This window comes from Dyella sp. S184, assembly GCF_009766065.1.
In the GTDB taxonomy this organism is placed as follows: domain Bacteria; phylum Pseudomonadota; class Gammaproteobacteria; order Xanthomonadales; family Rhodanobacteraceae; genus Rhodanobacter.
Genome location: NZ_LMUE01000002.1, coordinates 543,177 through 556,281, shown reverse-complemented (window position 1 = coordinate 556,281; position 13,105 = coordinate 543,177). Strand labels below are relative to the sequence as shown.

At 61.3% G+C, this 13,105-nt stretch carries 13 protein-coding genes; 7 read left to right on the top strand and 6 right to left on the bottom strand.

Annotated features, from left to right (window positions below):
• Positions 1-3 precede the first annotated feature (3 nt).
• Entirely contained in the window at positions 4-954 is a 951-nt protein-coding gene (locus GSQ75_RS02400) for an IS30 family transposase (RefSeq protein ID WP_158752929.1), read from the top strand.
• Positions 955-1,683: 729 nt separating this feature from the next.
• Here GSQ75_RS02400 and GSQ75_RS02395 read toward each other — a convergent pair.
• From GSQ75_RS02395 to GSQ75_RS02370, 6 genes are all read right to left on the bottom strand, one after another.
• Positions 1,684-2,550, bottom strand: coding sequence for a trypsin-like serine protease (locus tag GSQ75_RS02395; protein WP_158752928.1), 867 nt, complete (start codon positions 2,548-2,550; stop codon positions 1,684-1,686).
• Between the two features lie 176 nt (positions 2,551-2,726).
• Positions 2,727-4,088: an aminotransferase class V-fold PLP-dependent enzyme gene (locus tag GSQ75_RS02390; RefSeq protein WP_158752927.1), complete on the bottom strand. Its 1,362-nt coding sequence runs from the start codon at positions 4,086-4,088 to the stop codon at positions 2,727-2,729.
• 8 nt (positions 4,089-4,096) lie between these two features.
• Entirely contained in the window at positions 4,097-4,681 is a 585-nt protein-coding gene (locus GSQ75_RS02385) for a rhodanese-like domain-containing protein (RefSeq protein ID WP_158752926.1), read from the bottom strand.
• Positions 4,678-5,217, bottom strand: coding sequence for a YeeE/YedE thiosulfate transporter family protein (locus GSQ75_RS02380; protein ID WP_158752925.1), 540 nt, complete (start codon positions 5,215-5,217; stop codon positions 4,678-4,680). Before GSQ75_RS02380 ends, GSQ75_RS02385 begins: the two co-directional genes overlap by 4 nt.
• Complete coding sequence (locus tag GSQ75_RS02375; protein WP_158752924.1) at positions 5,214-5,723, bottom strand: YeeE/YedE thiosulfate transporter family protein; 510 nt, start codon at positions 5,721-5,723, stop codon at positions 5,214-5,216. The genes GSQ75_RS02380 and GSQ75_RS02375 overlap by 4 nt, the downstream gene beginning before the upstream one ends.
• Before the next feature lie 2 nt (positions 5,724-5,725).
• Positions 5,726-6,649, bottom strand: a complete 924-nt coding sequence (locus GSQ75_RS02370) for a rhodanese-like domain-containing protein (protein ID WP_158752923.1) — start codon at positions 6,647-6,649, stop codon at positions 5,726-5,728.
• Positions 6,650-6,802: 153 nt separating this feature from the next.
• Here GSQ75_RS02370 and GSQ75_RS02365 point away from each other — a divergent pair, with 153 nt between their 5' ends.
• The 6 genes from GSQ75_RS02365 (at position 6,803) to GSQ75_RS02340 (ending at position 12,915) form a co-directional block, all read left to right on the top strand.
• Positions 6,803-8,002 carry a histidine kinase gene (locus tag GSQ75_RS02365; protein WP_158752922.1) on the top strand — a complete coding sequence of 400 codons (1,200 nt, stop codon included), beginning with the start codon at positions 6,803-6,805 and terminating at the stop codon, positions 8,000-8,002.
• On the top strand, positions 7,999-8,751 hold the full coding sequence (locus tag GSQ75_RS02360; RefSeq protein ID WP_158752921.1) for a LytTR family DNA-binding domain-containing protein: 753 nt from the start codon (positions 7,999-8,001) through the stop codon (positions 8,749-8,751). The genes GSQ75_RS02365 and GSQ75_RS02360 overlap by 4 nt, the downstream gene beginning before the upstream one ends.
• 171 nt (positions 8,752-8,922) lie before the next feature.
• Positions 8,923-9,549 carry a tyrosine-type recombinase/integrase gene (locus GSQ75_RS02355; protein ID WP_174236685.1) on the top strand — a complete coding sequence of 209 codons (627 nt, stop codon included), beginning with the start codon at positions 8,923-8,925 and terminating at the stop codon, positions 9,547-9,549.
• A 223-nt stretch (positions 9,550-9,772) separates the two neighbouring features.
• A complete protein-coding gene (locus tag GSQ75_RS02350) occupies positions 9,773-11,029 on the top strand; it encodes a VCBS repeat-containing protein (RefSeq protein WP_158752920.1) in 1,257 nt (418 codons plus the stop codon).
• Positions 11,030-11,339: 310 nt separating this feature from the next.
• The gene (locus tag GSQ75_RS02345) at positions 11,340-11,669 is read left to right on the top strand and encodes a hypothetical protein (RefSeq protein WP_158752919.1); all 330 of its coding nucleotides are present in this window, start codon (positions 11,340-11,342) and stop codon (positions 11,667-11,669) included.
• A gap of 262 nt (positions 11,670-11,931) precedes the next feature.
• The gene (locus tag GSQ75_RS02340; RefSeq protein WP_254058411.1) at positions 11,932-12,915 is read left to right on the top strand and encodes an alpha/beta fold hydrolase; all 984 of its coding nucleotides are present in this window, start codon (positions 11,932-11,934) and stop codon (positions 12,913-12,915) included.
• Positions 12,916-13,105 lie beyond the last annotated feature (190 nt).

Here is a 13,105-nt window from a genome sequence, read left to right as displayed (position 1 = left end):
GTCATGAGATATCGCCAGATCACCTCGGGTGAAAGATATATGCTGGCTGCGCTTCGAAAGCAAGGATGCAGCGCAGCAGCTATCGCTCGTCAGCTTGGGCGCCATCCAAGCACCATTGCGCGCGAGATCAAACGCAACCAGTGCAACGATGGCGCCTACCGGCCCAGCAAGGCCGATCGCCGCACGCGTGGCCGGCGATCGCGGTCACGCCGTAACCGGCGCTTCCGCCCGGAAGACTTTCGCCTGGTCGAGAGCCTGCTGCCGCACCTGTGGAGTCCGGAACAGATTGCCGGGCATCTCAAACGTCGTCGCCTGCTGTCCATCAGCCACGAGACGATCTATCAGCACATCTGGAAGGACAAGGAGCGTGGCGGATGGCTTCACGCTTACTTGCGTTGCGCCACGAAGCGACGCCGCAAGCGCTATGGATATTACGATAGCCGCGGACGCTTGGCAGGCAAGCGGAATATCGGTGAACGGCCCGCCGCCATCAACGACCGTAGCGAGGTCGGCCACTGGGAGATCGACACCGTCATGGGCACGGGCAGCAAGGACTGCATCGTCACTCTGGTGGAGCGTCGAACCGGTTACACCCTGATCGGCAAGTTGCCTGACCGCACCATGGAATCCGTGACAACCCGAGCAACGTGGCTCATTCGCAAGCATGCGGCTCGCGTCCACAGCATTACGGCTGACAATGGAACGGAATTCCATGATTACAAGAACATCGAGCAACAGACCGGCGTGCGTTTCTATTTCGCCAATCCTCATCACTCGTGGGAGCGAGGCACCAACGAAAACACGAACGGATTGATTCGTCAGTACTTGCCTAAAGGCACCAGCATGCATGCGATCACGCAGCTCGATTGCAGTCTGATCGCCGCTGCTCTCAACGCCAGACCGCGAAAGAGGTTGAACTACCAAACACCCCAGGAGTGCTTCGATGAAGACTGATCAACTGTGCAGTTCAAACTTGATGCTACGCCACTATGGGGGCTCGGCAGTCGTTGGTTACCAGCATATGCCTGAACATTGGGGCAAGAATGGCCGATGAAGCAAGACTGCAACAGCGACACGCCCGGCGATAAAAATCAGCAACGCAACCACAAATTGAACGTAGCCTGGGACCGCGATGCGAGCATATTTTTTTAGAAGCGTCGCAGTGATTGGACAGGCTGCGATACCCGAGAACATGGCGAACCAACCATTTGTGATGGGCAATGGCCCTTCATGTATGAGTAATGCCAAACCGCCAACACCCGCGACAAGCGCCCATACCCAAGCGACAATCCGAGCGACGGCTAACCCAGTTGTTTGCAGGTAGCTGTTCATTTCGTAGCGCTTAACTACCTAATAGACGGGCCTTGGTCGGGTTATACCATCTCGCACCAAGCGATACTCGCAGACGATATCCTCTTGTGCCACTTGACGTTGCCAATCCTGGGTCGGGTTATACATCCATCGCAAGCCCCGATTGGGATCGTCCCACAACGAGCCTCATCGTGTCTTCGTCACCGGCAGCTTCGGGTGGTCTCTGCCCCTCGCAGCTCGCCCGGACCCTCATCGTGCCTGCAAGGGCTGAGATCGGCCACTTTGAGACAGTTACCGCCTATATCACGTTGCCCCAGAGCGGACGTTCAGCCCTGGAGTTAAGCGACGGCAACGCCGGCTAGATTGATTTGCCTACCTCGAGACAGACGAGGCACGGGTCGATGCTTGAGCAGAAATCACGCCTTCTATCCATTGGATGTAGCTTGAGATGCGAACGCCGTACACGATTTCGCCATAGAGGCCCTCCACGAATGGGCGACCTGGTGCCCAATTGCTCAAAAATGGATGGCCCGGTGGATATTTGCTCCAAGAAGCCAGGCCGACGAGTTGCCTTGAACTCCCATCTCCGATGAGCAAGGGGCCGCCACTGTCACCGCTCCCCGTGATGCCTTCAAGTGACAGGGCTGACGACGGTGGGTCGAATCGATACCAAACATAGCGCGCGTCGGCACCGACAATCACGTTGAACGCACGGCGCAAGACGGTGCGATGCGAGCTGTGAGGATCCTGACCTACGGTGCCATTGCCCGTGGCGCCGTTGCCCACAAGCTCCACGGTCATCCCCACCTCTTTGTTCCCGCGATAGAGAGGAATAGGAGTTACATCCGTCACTGGCGACGCAAGCTCGATCAGCGCGATATCGTTGGACGACGCAAGAAATGCATGCGCCTTGGAGAAATCGCCGGATGCCACGGCCTGCTTGACCAGCTTGTCAGGCAGCCCCTTGTAGCCCGGATACGTGATGACACGTTTGACCTTGCGTGCCACACCGCCGATAGATACTTCGTCTTCCATGCCTTGCATTGGCGCTGCGTGAGCTGCGGTGACGACCCACTGAGGTGCAATTAGGACACCATGTCCCTCGCCAGGCATGTCGACCAGCGCGGGGAATGCCGAAGCCGGCACCCGATATTTGGCATCAGCAACGTCGCTACGAATCACAACTGCGTTGGCGGTAGCCGAAATTGCAAGCAGTACGAATAGAAGATGGCGTCTCATGGTGTATCCCTGTGACTAAGAAGCAGGCCCGTAAGGGCCGAGATCGGAATTCAATAGCTTCGCGACTTCGGTCGAGTTGAGTCGATGGGTATCGCGTACAACTCCGCTATTCCATGGAGTTATCACCGCGCCTTGTTGAGGTTTGATCCGTGACACAGGCTCCCTACGCACTGAACCTATTCGCCGCAGGCAACGATCAATGCCACGGCACGCTCGATGTCGGTGTGCGTCGTGGGGGCACCGACGGACAAACGCAGCGCACCCACGGTGGCGGCACGCCCCACGCAACTCCGGAACGCCTCGATGCTGAAGCTGCCTTCGAGTTTGTCGAAGCAGTGTTCCACTCCTATGGCATCGAATCCGAACGCCTTTTCGGCGGCTCCGGGATTGCAGAAGCAACCACCTCGGATGGCGACCCCATGCTCGCGCGCCAGCGACTCGACACGCTCGTAGGGCAGGACGCAACCGTCGTTCTGCAGCACGTTGAAGGCGACGACACCGCCTCGCCGCTCAATATCCCGAGGGCCATACAGACGCACCAGCGGCGCTCCATTACGGTGTCGCAATGTCGCTGCCAGTGCCAGGAGATGCTGCATATGGGACTGGATATGGGCACGCAGGCCCGTGCGCGGCATGCAGGCGAGAAAAGCGAATCCGGATTCGATGGCGGCGAGGTCGAGAAAGTTGGGAGTTCCGTCCTCGAATCCCTCGTGGCCCGCCCTTAGGGCGTGCCGCCCGTGCGCGACGGACACGAACTCCACGGTTCCGCCTGAGAACCATGGCCTCCGAAGGCGGCCCAAGGCCGACTTTTTCGCTATCAATGCTCCGACACCGGTCGGCAAGCCGAATAGCTTGTAGAACGAACACACGACGAAATCTGCGGAATGCTCCCTCAGGCTGAGATCGCCCGATGGGCCGGCCGCTGCCGCATCGACTAGAACATCGCATCCGAGCGCCCTGGCCTCTTCGATGAGTGACAGATCGTGACGCACTCCGGAAAAGTTGGACTGCTGCGGGAATGCGAACAAGCCCTCGCCCTGTCGCTCGACGCTCGCCCGCAGGCTCGCAGATCCGTGATCGAGCCGGAGTTCCGTATCCAACGGCAGCACGCTGACGGGCGCCTGCGCGCGCCTGGCAAACTCCCGAATGCCGTTGACGGAATTGTGGTTGTCTGCCGAAAGGATAAGTCCGCGGCGCGACGAAAATGGGTAGCTCTCCGCGACGAGCTTGATGGCTGCCGTCGCGTTGGCGGTGAAGCAGACATCGTAGATGTCTGGATCGGCATCGAAGAAGGCGAGCGTCGCGGTACGGGCGGCCGCCTGCGCGGCAGCGCTATGGCGGGACGCCAGATGCTCCGAGTGGGGATTGCCGAAAATCCCGTGCGCCAGTCGGTCACCGTGCGCCCGTGCCTGCGAGGCGCCGTACAGCGCGCTCGCCGCGTAATCGAGATAGGCGATGCCGGCGGTATCGAGACGCGCGAATTCGCTGGCGCGAAGAGCGGCGAAGTCGAACGCATCGGTCGCATCGGTGGGTTCCAAGGCACGCGCTAGCATCCGCGCCTCCGCGAGCCGGGCCCAGTCTGCGGCGCGCCCACAACTTCGCCTTCCGGCTCTCCCCCGATCCGGGGAGAGCCGCCGAAGTAGTGGCTCAATTCCGCGATCCGTGCACGTTCCGCGGGCGAGCCGTTCGCCGGCAGCAGCGGACTCAGGACCTCCTCGCGCCAGTCGGCAAGGCCGCCCGGCACGAACACCGCTTGGGTCACGCCGAGCGAGCGCAGCATGACCCAGGCCTGGCCGGCATGTGCCCCTTCCTGCGAGTAAAGGACGACGGTCTGGTCGGGCGCAAAGCGCGACCTCACCAACTGGTCGATCGGCAAGTTCTCCGCCGTCGGGATGGCGGCGTTGTGGAACTCGGCAGGCGAGCGCACGTCGATGACGCGAAGTCCCGGTCGGCGATCGCGTATCCACTCTGCAAGCTGGCGTGCGCTGACATGGTCGGAGCCCTCGTCGATCGCACGGGCAATCGAATCCAGATCAAGCCCTCGCTGCTGCGTGCGAGAGGGGCTACCCGCGAAAGGCGCCCCCAGGCCCAATGCAAGTGCACCGATGCCCAACCCTCGCACCAGTCTCATCGTGCTGCCTCCCGCTTTGCGATCCACGCCAACATCGAAACGGCGATTACCGTGACCAGCGCGACCACGACCCCGTAAGGCAGGCCCGTGAGGCGTTGGAGTGTCAGCGGGCCATGTGGCGTCGAGCGGTAGAAAGGTTCGATCGCGGGGAAGGCCAAGCCGACGAGCAGCACGCCAGCGAACAGCCCGAGCATCGTCGCGGCACCTTCGATGCGGCCGCTGGCCAGCGCCACGCAGGACGTGCCCGGACACAGGCCGCTGAGCACGAAGCCGAGTCCGAAGACCAGACCGCCGACGAGTTGCGGTAGCAGATACGTTTCGGGCACGTAGAGCGCAGTGGGATCAAGCATGCCCAGTCGCCCGCCCCAGAAGACACCGAGCATCGCGGTCAGCATCGCGCTCAGCATCACCTTGAGGACGGTGAAATCTCGCAGGTAAAACTGGCCGGCGAGCTTCGGCGGATCGCCCAAGCCGGCGCATTCGAGTGCCCAGCCGAACGCCACGCCGATGCCTCCCGCGATCAGCAGATCGTTCATGGCCAGAGCCTGCGCACGAGCGGCGCGGCGAGGAAGCCGGCGAAGAACAGTGCCACCATGAAGATCCAGGCGCCGGCACTCAGCAGCGCACCACCACTCAATGCAAGACCGCTGGTGCAGCCTCGCGCCAGTGCTGCCCCGACGCCCATCAGCATGCCGCCTGCGATGCCAGCGAAGAACCTGCCACCGGACGGACGCACCGCGCGGACGAACGTCAGTCTTGTTCGTCCTGCCAGAGCAGCCGATGCGGCGGCGCCGACCAGCACACCGATGATTTCGATGACTAGCCAGGCAGTCCACGGCGAACCGTCCTGCAGATAGCTCCGGAAGTAGGCGCTGCGCACGGCCGTTTCCGGCGAGACTGCGACGACGACACCACTCGCCACGCTCGCGAAAGCACCGGATGCTCCCAGCCCTTGCCCGGTCAGCGCGAAGCAGGCGAGCAGTACCAGGCCCAGGCACACGCCGGTCGCATGGGGTTCGGCATAGGGACGGAGCGAGCGCATCGTCAGAGCTCGACCGGCAGATCGCGCATCGTCCAGTCTTCGAAGGAACCGTCGTACAGCACGGCATCAATCCCCACCGCACGCGCCGCGAACAGCACCGCCGTTGCCTGCTGGCCGATGTGGCAATAAGCGATCACCCGGTCGCCTGGCTTGACGCCGACCTTGCGGAACAAGGCCAGCAGTTCGGCCGGCTGCTTCAGGGTCAGATCGTCGTTGGCGATGCTGGTGAAGGGCAGGTTGTGTGCACCGGGAATATGGCCGCGGCGGGGGTGGCCATCCGCGCCGCTCTCTTCGACGCCGTCGTAGTACATCGCGGCACGCGCGTCGATGAGCATGTAACCCGGTTGCCCGACGTGTGCGCGCACGAACGCGGCATCGACGATGGTGGGCTGAAGGTTGAAGGGCGCCAGCGTTCCCGGCGGTGTGGCTGCGGTGACGTGGTCGGTCAGGGCGCGGCCCTCGCGGCGCCACTTCGGCATGCCGCCGTCGAGCAGGTCGGCATGCGCTACCAGTCCAGCCGATTGCAGCGTGAACAATACCCGCGTCGCCACGGAGACTTGATTGTTTCCGAAGTACACCACGACGCGGGAGCCGTCCGAGATGCCGAGGCCCTGCAGTCGCTGGCGCAATTCCGGCGCCGTCGGCATTTCCAGCGAAAGTTCGCCCGACGTGGCGGCGACGTCGGCAAGCCGGACGAAACGCGCGCCGGGAATGTGCGCGGACTTGTACTGCGACTCTTCGCCGACCTGCAGCAGCACGAGGTTCGGGTCGTGCAGGTGACTTTCCAGCCACGCTGTGGATACCCATGGCTCGGCTTGCGCGGTGGCCGGCGCAGTGGTTTGCGCGTGCGCACGGTACGGCAGGGTCGCGGATCCAACGAGGATCGCAAACGCAACGGCCGCCTTCGCCAGAATCTTGATCTGCATGGTGTCTCCCGATGTCGTGTGTGCGACAGATATAGGGCACGCGGGAGCGCAGCGCGATGGGCATGCGACGGAACCGGTCGGCGATGCGATGAAACGGTCCAGGCGCGGATGGTTCGTGTGCGCGATCGCGCGCGCTTTGCTAACGTGTCACGCATGGATTTGCCCGACGACGACTTGCATGCCCGACTGCCGCGAAGCGTGCTGTCGGATCTCGGCAGCTGGACGCTCTACCAGAACTTCCGCGCCTTCACCTGGCCCTGGTTGCTGCGTCGGGGAATCGTGTTTTGGCCGCTGGCGGTCCTCGCCGGTTGCACGTATGCCACCTGGCATGCGTCGGGCATGGATGCATGGGGCGACTGGCCGGGGCTCGCGCTCCGGGCTTGCATCGCGTCGCTGATCGCGGTCTCGGCCGGACCCTTGCTCGCCACATTGATTCGGCATTGGCGTCTGCCGCTCGTCGTGGAGCGCGCGCTGGTACTGCTGGCGATCCTCTTCGGGCTCTGGATCGGCGTCATCGCCCTGGACTGGGCGGGCACCTATCACGCCCATCTCATGCAGGCCTATTCCGGGCGTCCCATGGGACCCAACCTGCTCGGCCAGGCCGTTTCAAATTTTCTCGCCGCCACCATCAACGCGTCCCTCTTTGTACTGATCGTCGCGGGTGGAGGCTTCGCAGCCATCTACTATCTCGGCGAACAGCGACGCATTGCCCAGTACGCAGCCGGCCGCCAGATCGAAAACCTGCGCGCGGAACGGAATGCAGCCGACATGCGACTGGCTGTCCTCCAGGCCCAGATCGAACCGCATTTCCTCTTCAATACACTGGCGTCGGTGCGCTCACTGATCGCCAGCGAGCCCGAGTGCGCGGCAAGAACCATCGATGCGCTTGCGGCGTATCTGCGCGTCGCGTTGCCGCGCATCCGCACAACAGGCATCGAGGAAGCCACGCTCGGTCGCCAGATCGATCTCTGCCTGGGCTATCTTGAGATCATGAATGTCCGTACGGCCGGCCGCATTCAGATTCACGTCGATGCAAGCGACGAGGTCCGGTCTCTGCCGTTTCCCCCCTTGATCCTGCTGACGCTGGTGGAGAACGCGATGACCCACGGCATCGAGCCGAAACCCGGCCCCGGCATGATCGCGATCATCGCCGGCACCGCGGATGGATTCCTGAGCGTGAGCGTCGAGGACGATGGCCAGGGATTGCAGCCCGGCACGACGCCTGGCCTGGGCCTCGCGAATGTTCGCGCCCAGCTCCGCGATCGTTTCGGAACACGCGCACGCTTCGACATCGCATCACGTGCCGGAGGCGGGGTGAGCGCACGCATCCACATTCCGCTCACGTTCCCATGACCGCACCCATCACGGCCCTCATTGCCGAAGACGAGGAACCACAGCGCACGGAGCTGCGCGGCATGCTGGCAACCCTGTGGCCCGAACTGATCGTCGTCGCGGAATGCGAGAATGGCATCAGCGCGCTCGATGCGTGGACATCGAAGAAGCCGGATGTTGCCTTCCTCGACATCCGCATGCCGGGACTTGGTGGCCTCGAGGTGGCGCGGCAGGCCGAAAGTCCAGCCCAGGTCGTCTTCATCACCGCTCATGACGAATTCGCGGTGAAGGCCTTCGATGCTGGCGCCATCGACTACCTGCTGAAACCGATCCGCACCGATCGCCTCACCGAAACGGTGGCACGTCTGCGCAGCCGCCAGCCCGCAACGCAAGTCGATCTGACGGCATTGATCGACAGCCTCGCCGGCCGGTTGACGCGAGCGGAGACGATCACCTGGATTACCGCCGGCATCGGCGATACCGTCCGGATGATTCCCATCGAAGACGTCGTACTTTTCCAGTCCGAGGAAAAGTACACCCGCGTAGCCACCGCCACCGATTCCGCATTCATCCGGACGCCGCTGAAGGATCTGATGCTCAAGCTCGATTCGGAAGTCTTCTGGAGGATTCACCGCAACGCCATCGTTCGCGTGTCGGCGATCCGGCAGGTCAAGCCGGATGGGGATGGTCGCTTGCTGATCTGGCTCCATGGCATTGCCGAGCCGCTTCGCGTGAGCGACGCGTTCCGCCATCGTTTCCGCGCGATGTGATGTGGCATGCAGGACTGAGATCGGTCGCTGACCGGACAAAAGCGGCAGGTCGGCTGCTGAAAATGTCCGCCACAAAGCGGCCGTTCTCGACCGGCTGAAACGGGTCGAACATTGCCCATTCGAGATATCGGCGCACGCTGGCAGGCTCCACCACCTCGGTAGGAGTCCACCGTGAACACGATCGATACATCCATCCAACGCCGCGAACCTTGGAACAAGGGCAAACTTACCGGGCAAAAGGCCCCGCTCAGGCTCCGTGACATCTGGGCGATTCGGATCCACCTTCAGCTGGCAAGGAACATTCGGGATCTTGCATTGTTCGATCTGGCGATCGACAGCAAGCTCAGGGCGTGTGACTTGGTCAAGTTACGGGTGCGCGATGTCGGTTCTGCAGATCACATTTCCTCTCGCACCATCGTCCTTCAGCAGAAGACGCAGCGCCCGGTCCAGTTTGAAATCACCGCGCCGACGCGAGATGCAATTTCCGCTTGGATCAAACAGGCTCAGCTTCCATCCACCGCCTATCTGTTTCCAAGCCGGATTCACAACTCGGACCACCTTTCGACCCGGCAATACGCACGAATCGTCAATGCGTGGATCGCAGGAATCGGTTTGGACGTTGCTGCGTACGGTACGCACACCATGCGCCGTACAAAGGCTACCTTGATCTACCGACGCACCAAGAACCTACGCGTCGTGCAACTGCTCCTTGGACATACCAAGCTCGAAAGCACGGTGCGATACCTTGGCATCGAAGTAGAAGATGCTCTTGAGGTTGCAGAGCAGACGGAGGTCTGATCGGATCAATTCTGGCCGGATAGCGACACGAGGCACGGTCGCTATCCGGCCAGAAGTAGCCCGTTGCACACACGGCTCAAACGATCGGCGTACGATGCCGGTCGGGGTCGCCGATTTTGCGTGCGCTAAGGGGAAGATAGGTATCTGTTTCAAGCCCGGACATGTGCAACCGGCTCCGCTATGGCTTGGCCCATATTTCTTTATCACCGACTTGGAGATCGTCATGTCCGTTCAAGCAGCGCGTGACAGTGAAAGCAACAGCTCCCAAGTTCTCGCGGGAGAAATGGTCATCGACTTCTTCAACGCCGATCTGGTGGCTGGCAATACCGCCGCAGGAACCTGGCTCAGTGCCGATGTCAATGGAGACGGATTTGCAGAGCTTGTCCAGGCCAGCCCCAGCGGTTCGCTGACGCTCACAGTGTTGGGTCAGCCGAGCCCGCCAAACCCCTCCTCGCGCGTGGTGAATCTCACGCCCGATCCGTCCACTGATCAAGGGGCGGGATTTGCTGCGTGGCTCGTGGGAGATGTCGTGGGCAACAATAGCGACCAAGTCATCCAAATATGGCCGCACGGATCCAGTAGTCCACTGGGGATCAATGTTTTCAGCTGGTCCAAGGCCGAGAGCAAGATGACGACGCTCTCATCGCAATCCAATTTCAACCAAGATCAGGGGGGATCGTGGTTTATCGGAGACGTCAACGGCGATGGTCATGACGAACTCGTGCAAATTTTCAATAACGGAAATCTTGCTAGCAATACCTACGGGTGGGACGCAGATCTAGAACCGCAACCGGGGCTCGTCAACCTGGCGCCACAATCGAATTTGGGTGAGGTTTTTTACAGCCCGCAAGTTGTCTTGCTTGGCGATATCAACGGTGACGGAACCGCGGAGCTTGTGCAGCTATGGAACAACGGCCAAAGCGTTGAAGTGGCAGTGTATGGGTGGAAGGGGAAACCGACTGGATTTGCCATGCTCGGGCCGGCGACTCCGTTGTTGAGCCAACAATTTTACAACAATGGAAATTGGCTCGTTGGGGATATCAACCACGACGGCCGCGATGAAATCGTGGAGATATATAGCCACAGTGGGTACGTCAAGTTTGTGGTCTATGGCTTGGTAGACGGCGCATTGGTCGCTCTTTCCGACAAGGCACCCAATGCGAAGCAGGGCTTTTCCACGGGTGGCGCACCATGGCTATTGGGTGATTTGAAAGGCGACGGACACCTCGTTGTTATACAGCCTTTTGAAAGCGGCGGTCAGCTCGCTTTCAACGTGTATAAATGGGACGAAAGTGACCTTGAAATGAAGGTTATCTGCAGCGGTCCAATCGGCACCATAACGGGTCTTTGGCGCGGTACCACCATGGCCGTGGGCAACGTCTTGATGGCGAATAAGGATGAGGTCTGGCAGCCGTGGGCCGCGGATGAGGGGCTCGGCTTGGCCTCCTACGCCTATTCCCAGATAGGGGAAGAACCATAAGCAAGCGCGTCGACACCACGACCTGACTTGTGAATCCCGATCCGGATCGAAAGTTCTACTGCGTGCCTGAACCGACCGTCTGTGACCGGGTCGCCGGCACACTGATCAGCTATGAATCCAGCGGCCGCAACCGGCCAACGCCGGCCGGTCGACCTCTGCAAACGCGCGCCGCATAGCAGCCGTTCAAAAAACGTCGGGCGCCGCATCAGGTTGGGCGCACCCACCGCCGCCATCGGTCCCCGTCGGCAGGGCGGCTTGCTCAGTCGTGCAGCACCGCCTACGCTTCGCACGGAAAATTCCTGGAGGCATGATGACCAGAGCCACGCCGCTACTCTTTTTGCTGCTGATCGCCGGAGTCATCTGGCTGAGCTGGCGCCATTACCAGAACGCCAGGGCACTCCTGCAGAACTGGGCCGACGCCAGCGGTTTGCGCATCCTGCATGCGAAATCCAACACGCTCTGGCTGTCCGTCCCGCTGTCGATGTGGCTCACCACCTCGAAGTACCAGATGATCTTTCGCATCTCTGCATACGACGAATCCGTCCATCGCATACGCACTGGCCTGGTGCGACTGGGCACGCCCATATGGGGCATCATGAACCGCAACGCGGTCGACGTGTTCTGGGACAACGAAAGCTGAGGCTTGTCGGACGACTTTCTTCTGAACCAAGGGGCTGGCATTCGACTCGTGTGGGTCCGGTTTGCGGCTCTAGAATCGGTTTCGGTTTCATTGAAGGCGACTATCGGGGTCAGGTTCACTTTCTCACGGCAGTAAGTGAACCTGACCCCGATCTTTTGGGGAACGTATGAACAAATGGTTGATTGCGGCCGGCTTGGTCGCAGGATTGCTGGTGTCCTGGCCTTCGGCCGCAGGTGACACGTCCGCGGCATGTAAGCCGGGCATGAAGATCTCGGAAGAAGGCTTCGTGCCGATCGACGGGATCGAGCAGTGGGTCACCATCCGTGGTGCGAACTGCGCCAATCCCGTTGTTCTGATGGTGCATGGCGGCCCGGGTAATCCATCAACACCTTTTGCCGAAAATCTCTACGGCCCGTGGGAGAAGGATTTCACGCTCGTGCAGTGGGACCAGCGCGGCAGCGGCAAGACGTTTGCGCAAAACCCTGATACGGCCACTAGCCCGCTCACGATGGCGCTGATGGCAAGGGACGGCGTGGAAGTGGCTGCCTATGCCACGCATCGCCTGGGCAAGCGGCAGGTGATTTTGTTCGGCGGCTCCTGGGGTTCGGCGCTGGCGATCAACATGCTCAAGCTGCAGCCCAAGCTGTTCTCCGCCTACCAAGGCACATCGCAGTTGGTCGAATACCGCGCGAACCAGAACGCCACCTACAAGCGCACCTTGGAGCTGACGCGCGCCGCCGGCGACAAAGAGGCGGTCGCCTCGCTCGAGGCCCTTGGAGCACCACCGTGGAAAAACCCGCGCGCCTTCGGCATCGTCCGTCGCATCACGCGCCGGTACGAGGCGAAGACCACCCAGCCCGCGCCGGACACGTGGTGGAATTCCCCATCACCGTACGACACCGCTGCCTACAAGACGGCCTATAGCGCCGGCGAGGACTACTCATATATGCAGTTCGTGGGCATGAAGGGCGACGGCATGCTTTCGCGCATCGACTTGCCAGCCCTCGGCACGACCTTTCCCATGCCGGTCTTCATCATCCAGGGCAAAGAAGACCTCCTCACCATGCCGAGCGTGACCAGGGCATACTTCGACCGCATCAAAGCGCCGACCAAGAAATACATCCTGCTCGACAAGGTCGGCCACGACCCCAATCCGCTCATGGTCGATGCACAGTTCCGGGTGCTGAAGACGCAGATCGAGCCGCTGGTTCAAGACTATCGGGGGCAAGTTCACTTACGGCCGTGAGAAGGTGAACCTGACCCCGATCTTTGATCGTATCTACGGAATCGGGGTCAGATTCGGTTATACGCACCCCGGAAGTGGACTTGGCGCTGTGCCTGGACCGGGGCTGCCCGTTGTCGAATCGAGCGGCCTTTTTCTTCCCGCCCGCGGACCGGCGCTAAGATGACCTCGCACTGGGGCGAGCGGAGACGGG